The sequence below is a fragment of the Streptomyces sp. ISL-87 genome, assembly GCF_018614095.1.
In the GTDB taxonomy this organism is placed as follows: domain Bacteria; phylum Actinomycetota; class Actinomycetes; order Streptomycetales; family Streptomycetaceae; genus Streptomyces.
Genome location: NZ_JAGGOY010000056.1, coordinates 1 through 6,945, shown reverse-complemented (window position 1 = coordinate 6,945; position 6,945 = coordinate 1). Strand labels below are relative to the sequence as shown.

At 69.3% G+C, this 6,945-nt stretch carries 8 protein-coding genes; 7 read left to right on the top strand and 1 reads right to left on the bottom strand.

Annotated elements, in window-relative coordinates:
- Window positions 1-158: 158 nt before the first annotated feature.
- Window positions 159-851 (top strand): IS5 family transposase, encoded by a 693-nt coding sequence (locus J7I97_RS20450; RefSeq protein WP_308378363.1) that lies wholly within the window; start codon window positions 159-161, stop codon window positions 849-851.
- Here J7I97_RS20450 and J7I97_RS20445 read toward each other — a convergent pair.
- Window positions 808-1,353 carry a hypothetical protein gene (locus tag J7I97_RS20445; RefSeq protein WP_214936945.1) on the bottom strand — a complete coding sequence of 182 codons (546 nt, stop codon included), beginning with the start codon at window positions 1,351-1,353 and terminating at the stop codon, window positions 808-810. The two genes, J7I97_RS20450 and J7I97_RS20445, sit on opposite strands and share 44 nt — an antisense overlap.
- Window positions 1,354-1,755: 402 nt before the next feature.
- Between J7I97_RS20445 and J7I97_RS20440 the strand changes: the two genes are divergently transcribed.
- The 6 genes from J7I97_RS20440 (at window position 1,756) to J7I97_RS20415 (ending at window position 6,673) form a co-directional block, all read left to right on the top strand.
- On the top strand, window positions 1,756-2,448 hold the full coding sequence (locus J7I97_RS20440) for a hypothetical protein (RefSeq protein ID WP_214936943.1): 693 nt from the start codon (window positions 1,756-1,758) through the stop codon (window positions 2,446-2,448).
- 618 nt (window positions 2,449-3,066) lie between these two features.
- Entirely contained in the window at window positions 3,067-3,510 is a 444-nt protein-coding gene (locus J7I97_RS20435; protein ID WP_214936941.1) for a hypothetical protein, read from the top strand.
- 100 nt (window positions 3,511-3,610) lie between these two features.
- On the top strand, window positions 3,611-4,024 hold the full coding sequence (locus J7I97_RS20430; protein WP_214936939.1) for a hypothetical protein: 414 nt from the start codon (window positions 3,611-3,613) through the stop codon (window positions 4,022-4,024).
- A gap of 79 nt (window positions 4,025-4,103) precedes the next feature.
- Window positions 4,104-4,856: a hypothetical protein gene (locus tag J7I97_RS20425; protein ID WP_214936937.1), complete on the top strand. Its 753-nt coding sequence runs from the start codon at window positions 4,104-4,106 to the stop codon at window positions 4,854-4,856.
- Window positions 4,857-4,962: 106 nt separating this feature from the next.
- Complete coding sequence (locus tag J7I97_RS20420; RefSeq protein WP_214936935.1) at window positions 4,963-5,967, top strand: DUF932 domain-containing protein; 1,005 nt, start codon at window positions 4,963-4,965, stop codon at window positions 5,965-5,967.
- 124 nt (window positions 5,968-6,091) lie between these two features.
- Window positions 6,092-6,673: a hypothetical protein gene (locus J7I97_RS20415; RefSeq protein WP_214936933.1), complete on the top strand. Its 582-nt coding sequence runs from the start codon at window positions 6,092-6,094 to the stop codon at window positions 6,671-6,673.
- Window positions 6,674-6,945: the final 272 nt, after the last annotated feature.

Here is a 6,945-nt window from a genome sequence, read left to right as displayed (position 1 = left end):
GGGCGCGAACACCGCATCGGTGTTGCCCGCGACAGGCTGGGCCACTGGGCCTCTGCTTTCTCAGGAAGATCTTGGCCGATCCCCTGGATAGCAGAGGCCCCTCCCGTATCTCGCCCACCCTTGACACCGCCGCCGAGCTCTTAACTTCGTGGCATTGAATACTGGACGCGATCCGCTACCTCGTGGACAACGGCATCAAGTGGCGGGCGATGCCGGCGGACTTCCCGCGGTGGGACCGCGTATACGCCTTCTTTCGCCGGTGGCGCGACCACGGCCTGGTCAGGGAGTTCCACGACCGGCTGCGCGGACAGGTCCGCCAGACACTGGGCAAGGATGCGGAGCCGAGCGCAGGTGTGATCGACTCGCAGTCCGTCAAAGCGGACGCCGTCGTCGGCGCCGACAGCCGCGGTTTCGACGGCGGCAAGCAGATCAACGGGCGCAAGCGCCACGTCGTGGTCGACACGCTCGGCCTGCTGCTCGCGGTGACGGTCACCGCAGCGGACACCGGCGACCGCACCGCCGCCCAGGTCCTGCTGGCGCAGGTCGCCGGCACACACCACCGGCTGAACCTCGTCTGGGCCGATGGCGGATACACCGGAAGCCTCGTCGAGCACTGCCTGGCCGCGCTCGCTGTGGTCCTCTCGATCGTCAAGCGCAGCGACGACATGCGCGGCTTCGTGGTGCTGCCCAAGCGGTGGATCGTCGAGCGGTTCTTCGCCCACCTGATGCGAAGCCGCCGCCTGGTCCGCGACTTCGAGCGCCGCACCACCAGCGCCGAAGCGATGATCTACTGGTCGATGGTCCCGCTCATGACCCGCCGCCTGGCCCGGCCGCACTCGCGGCGAGCGTGAACCGGCCCGGCTGCCGCTCGGCCAGCCAGCCGCGCGCCACCAGCCGCTTCGCCTTCGACCGCAGCGCCTCCACCTTCGCCGGCACCGCATCCAGGCCGAACAAAACGGCCATCTCCTGGCACGTCAACGGCCCTTGATGGAGCCGACGCCGGTCCTCGAGTACCCGCAGGATGCGCTGGTAGTCCACCGACAGCACCGACGAGTCCAGCCCCTCGCGCCACACCGGCACCTGCGACTTCGGCTTCGCGGCCCCCGGCACCGACGATGCCTCCTCCCTCTGTCCCCCTGCCGGTGCCGTCCGCACGGCCTGATCGTGCTCTTCGGCCTCGCCCCCGGGGGCCAGCACCTCACCGACCCGCGAGCGGGCGATCACCCACTCCTTCCAGTCCCGCTCGGCCACGGCCAGCTGGGCCTGGACGCGGTCGGCTTCCTCCCGCAGTTCATCCACACGACGACGAGCAACGAGCTCGCGCTGCTCCAGCAACCCCACGACCGACGGCATCCACGACCTCCCCAAGAGTGATCAGCACGACAGGCCACCACTCCCACAGGATCACGCGCCCTATGCCTGACCAGCGAAAACGCCGTCCTCAGGTTCGGTACGACAACAGCCACTTACTGGGATGGAGAGGGAGGGAGGGGGTGAGGGTGTTGGCGGGTGAAATGAATGTGGCCGGCGCCCACTTCCGCTGAGAGCGGGTGGCAAGGGCGCCGGCCGACCGAAGAACACCCCGCGAGAGAACCCGCGTGCGTCATCACGGCGAGCATAGCGTCCGGGCCGGGCGCGGGCACGCACCATGCTTCTTGAGTGCGGTAGCATTTTTCTGCTTGTGTGGGCCGCCTCGGTTGGACCCTCATGCCTTGGCGTGCGCCGGCGCGCCTCACCTATCGGGAGGTCGGGACCGTGATCCGCGTTGGACGAACCGCCGTGGGCCGCCAGGAGCTTGCCGACGCCCTGGGGATGACGTGGCACACCTTCTGCCGCGTCAAGCCGTACAACGCCGCTGGCTTCCCTGCGCCGGTCAGCTCTGAGGGCGCGCTGGTGCTGTTGTGGGACCTGGAACAGGTTGTCGCCTACCGCGAGGGCAGGCGGCCGACCCTCCCGACGGGGGAGGACGACGCGGACCTGCTCGACCGCCGCGAGGCGGCCGCCGTGTTGGGCGTGAAGCCGCGCAGCGTCGACAGCTACAAGACGGATCCCCGCCTCGCCCGCCACGTCGTGGTGGTGGGCGGAGTGGAGCACTGGCCCCGCGCCGCAGTGCGTGCCTACGACGCCGCCCGCGGCGCCATGAGCGCGCCCAGCGGCCGGCCGAAGGGATCCGGGGACATGGTCCCGCGGGACCTGCTCCCCGGCTGCATCGCCGAACTCCTCGACGCCAACCCTGCCGTGACCGCCGCCCATGCCGTCGACGTTCTCGGCGTCTCCACCTCCACCGCTCAGAAGCACCTCCAGCAGGAGCGGGCGGCGCGCATCGCCGCGCAGATGCACGCCGAACCAGGCCTCGGCGCCGCCGAGGCAGCAGACCGCCTCGGCTACCCCCCAGCGGTCCGCCGCACCGCCCTGAAAGCCGCGCAGCAGCTCTACGACAACCACTGACACCCATTCCCCCCGAGGGGGCCCGGCCGCCCGGCTGTGGCCCCCTCAAAGCATTTCAGCCCGGCGGGGGGCGGGCGTTGCGGGTCCGGTGCCGGCGGGGTGGACGGCTCCGCTGCGCTGCGCCGTCCACCCCGCCCCGTGGGCCTGGCGGGGACGGTCACGCGGAAGGCGTGCCGGACTCCGCTTCGCTGCGTCCGAAACGAGCGCTGCGCGCTCTCACGCCTCCCACGTGCCCGTCCCCGCCAGGCCCACGGGGGCCGCGTGCCGCACTCCGCTTCGCTCCGTCACTCCGCTGCGCTGCGTGGAGCGCCCGCCCGGCTCGCTTCGCTCCGCCGGACAGGCACTCCGCGGCACGCGCTGCGGGGTGGGGTGGCGTGCCCGCCACCCCACCCCTTGCCCTCCGCGCTTCGCGCTCCGGGGCTAGCCGGCACCAGACCCGCAATGCCCGCCCCCCGCCGGGCTGGAAACCCCCTGTGACCTGCGAATACATCACTCTTTTGGGTCCGCCGGACAGGCCGTTTCCACCCCTCGATGCCTTCAGATTGCGATAGAGTTCTCTTGTCGGTGGGGGATGTGGCAAGACCCCTCCGGCCGAAGAACCCCAGCGAAAGGGCATCCATGAGCTACTTCCCTACCTCCGCCAACCGCAGTGCCGACCCGCTCAGCCTTGCGCTGCGCTCGGCCGCCCTCATGAGGTCCATTGCCAGGGCCGCCGGTGAAGGCGCCCACCGACTCCTTGTCGTCCTGGTGACCCTCGATGGCGTCGACGAGGTCGAGTGCACCATCACGGGCCCCGTGCTGGATGAGGAAACCCCGGGCGAAGCCGTCGTGAAGACCGCTGCCCTGTTGGCCCGGACCGCTACCGGCGGCATGGCGATGGTGGTCCTGCGCACGACAGGCCGGGATGACACGGTGGCTGTCATGTCCTGGGCGGTCAGCGACCTGACCGCGCGCCCCGCCACGGCCGAGCAGAGCCACATCGCGCACTGCATCAGCGAAAACAGCGATTACACGGATCCCGCCACCGGGATCACGTTCGTGGACGCGCCCGCACTCATCTGACCCGGGCGTCCCCCCCCGCAAGGCTGACCACCAGCCCACCAGCGGCCGGGGGAGTGGCACCCCCGGCCGCAACCGGAGAACCCCACGAAAGGGAGCACCCATGGAAGCGCAGATCTTTCCCACGCAGCGCGCTGAGAACCTCCTCTATGCCCTGTTCGACGCGGCCGGAGACGGCTGCCACGTCATGACCGCAGGCGCGGGCCCCTTCACGGCCGTAGTGCCGTTCCACAACACCGGGAGCCGGACCTATCTCGGCCAGGGAATCGAAATGGTCGACGTCGTCGCAACCACGTCGCTCGCCCTGGCGGGCGAGGTCTGCGGTGTCGTGTTGCGGACCAACGCGGCGGAGGGCCTCAGCCGCGCATGGGGCTGGCGTCTCGGAGGCGCCATCGCTACCCCCCTCACGGCCGGTGAGCTCCGCCGCGCCTACTCCACCGACTGCCTGACCGGCGAGGCCCTCCCGCTGGAACCGGGCCTGTACTGCGACGACGCCCCCCACATCCACCTGATCTAGCGATCTGCCCAAGTCGGGCACGCAGGGATGCCAGCAGCCGCACCCCTGCGTGCCCGCCCCACCTCACGAAGGAGCAGCAATGCGGCAGATCGAAGTTCGGGACCTCTACGAAGGCGCCGTCATCCTTGATGGCTTCCGTCCCGCAACCGTGACGGCCCTGGAGACCCGCAGCGCGTACACGATGGCCGTACGCCTGCACAGCACCGGGCAGGACGCACGGACCGCCCTCTACAGCCCTGCGGACACGGTGCTTCTGTGCGTCGTCCCGGTCGTCGCATGGCGGGTCCACCACAAATATCGCGACCGCAGTACCGGCGAAGCCAAGGGAGGGACGCACAGCAGTTCTCGTCTCTCGCCCGTCGACGCAGTCCGGCGGTACTGGGCGTACGGGGTCGATCACCAAACCGTGGTCAGGCTGGAAGAGGAACACACCGTGGTCACCTCCACTCCCGTCACCCTCGACCAGCTGCCCGGGGAGGGCCAGCCCACCCCCCAGGCGGCAGAAATGGGCGACCGCCGGTTTTACCGCCTTCACGGCCGTGGCCCCGTTGTGCTGCGCACTGGCGACGACGTCCGCCAGCGTCTCGCGACGATCGCCGAAATCCACGACCGGGAGCACGGCAAGCGCGATGAACGGGGCAACCGGCTTGCGCCGACACACCCCGCCCGACGCTGCTCGCGCTGTGTGTTCGGACCCAATGACCTGGAACCCGTCGAGGTGGTCATCACCCGCCGGTACCGCGACATCGACCTGTCCGACCTCCCCCAGGAATGGGACTACGAACTCAGTCCCGCGATGGCACACGCCCGCATTACGGCAGCTTCGCAGTAACGCCTGAAACCGCAACGGGGCGCAGCACCTTTGCTGCGCACCCACCGGCTGGGGGAGTGGCACCCCCAGCCCACCGAACAGAAAACCTCACATTGGGAGAAGATCCATGGCACACGAAATTGAGCAGTTCAGCGATGGCACCGCCGCGTTCGTCAGTGCGCGTGAGAGCGCGTGGCACAAGCTGGGGACCGTTACGGCCGATGCGCTGACGGCTGAAGACGCGATGCGTCTGGCCGCCCTGGACGGCTGGAGCGTGCGACTGGTGGGGCTGCATGCCACCGAGCTGACGGCCGAGGGCACGACTCTACTGGACGTGCCGAACCACCGGGCGAGCGTCCGCACGCACCCCAAGACCGGGCTGCCGGAGACCCTCGGCGTGGTGGGCCCCGACTACACGCCGGTGCAGAACGAGGAGCACGCCGAGTTCCTCAACCACCTGGTGGACGAGTCTGGCGCGCACTTTGAGACGGCCGGGTCGCTCAAGGGCGGTCGACAGGTGTTCCTGACCATGAAACTCCCCCAGACCCTGACCATCGGCAGGGATGACGCGGTAGACCTCTACATTGCCGCGTTCAACTCGCACGACGGCAGCACCGCGTTTCGGATCGTCGTCACCCCCGTCCGCGTGGTCTGCGCGAACACCCTGCGCGCCGCCCTGCGGAACGCGAAGAGCAGCTACACCGTCCGCCACACGTCCGGCGCCCGCGGGCGCATCGCACAAGCCCGTCAGGCACTGGGCCTGACGTTCAAGTACGCCGAGGAGTTCGAGAAGGCGGCCCAGCGCATGCTGGACGCGGAGATGTCGACGCCCGTACTACGCACGGTCGTTGACGAGCTTTGGCCGCTTGACGGCAGCGACAGCCCCCGGAAGAAGACAAACCGGGATGTCCGGTGGGCCAGCATCCGGAACCTGTTTGAGCGAGCGGACACACAGGCCGGTATCCGGGGTACGGCCTGGGCGGGTTACAACGCAATCACCGAGTACGCCAACCACGCGGCCCCCGCACGCGGGGCAGATGACCTCGCCAAGGCCGCAGCCCGCGCCGAGCGGGTGATTACGGGGTCGGCTGACGACGTGATGGAACGCGCTTTCCGCCTCATGGCCGTGTGACGGCTCAGCAAATGACCGCCCCGCCCCCAGACCCCGTGTCCGGGGGCGGGGCACCCTCTCCCCATCCACTGGGGGACGTGATCGTTTTCCATTTTTAATCCGCCTACCAGAATGAAGCAGAGGCATGGGATCCTTCACCGTTGACTACCACGGAAGCCAGACGAAGGCGCACGGTCGCTACCGGGCGCGGCCGGAGACGGAGTGCCCCCACGGGCGGGACCATGACGGCGACTATTGGTTCCCGGACGAGCGGCTCATCCTCAGCGACCCCGAAACTGGCGCCGATGTCCTGTTCTGCGTCCGCCGAACCTCGGTCACCGAGATTGCCCCTGACGGCCAGCCGCTGAGCATTCCGGCCGTTGACGGCGACTTGGTGGAGCTGAGTGGCGGGCGATTGGTCATCTTCGCTGGCCAGGAGCCCGCCTACCGCTACGGATCCGACCCGTACGACGAGATCCACTACTACGCCCGTTCGGCCGGACGTTGGTACATCCACACCGCGCTCCTCCTGCTGCGCGGCGCGCCCATCAGCCGCGCGCGCTACACCTCCGCCCACGACCGGAAGCACCGCCTGCTCACCATGGACCAGGAGGACCACATCACCTACCTTCGAGAGCTTCGGAATTACCCGGACGGCCCCGCGTACGAGGGAGAGGCCGACGACCTGGAGCGCGTCACCCAGCAGCTTGAAGCCCTGGCCCCATGACACGGAGTCACCTCACCACCATGCCAGCCCCCTTCTACTGCCAGCCAGCCCGCGCAGCGGGCTCCCTGGCCGGGGAGCGAAGCGATACGGCCAAGGCCCCGCGCAGCGAGGCCACCCCAACGGGTGAAGCGAAGCGAAACCCGCCATGGTCCCGCGCGCAGCGCGGCACCATGAAGTCCCGAAGCGCAGCGAAGGGGCGAGCCGCGAAGCGGCTCACGGCGAGCGCAGCGAGCCGCTTCGCTCCTCAGCGCGCAGCGCTGAGGTACCCGCTC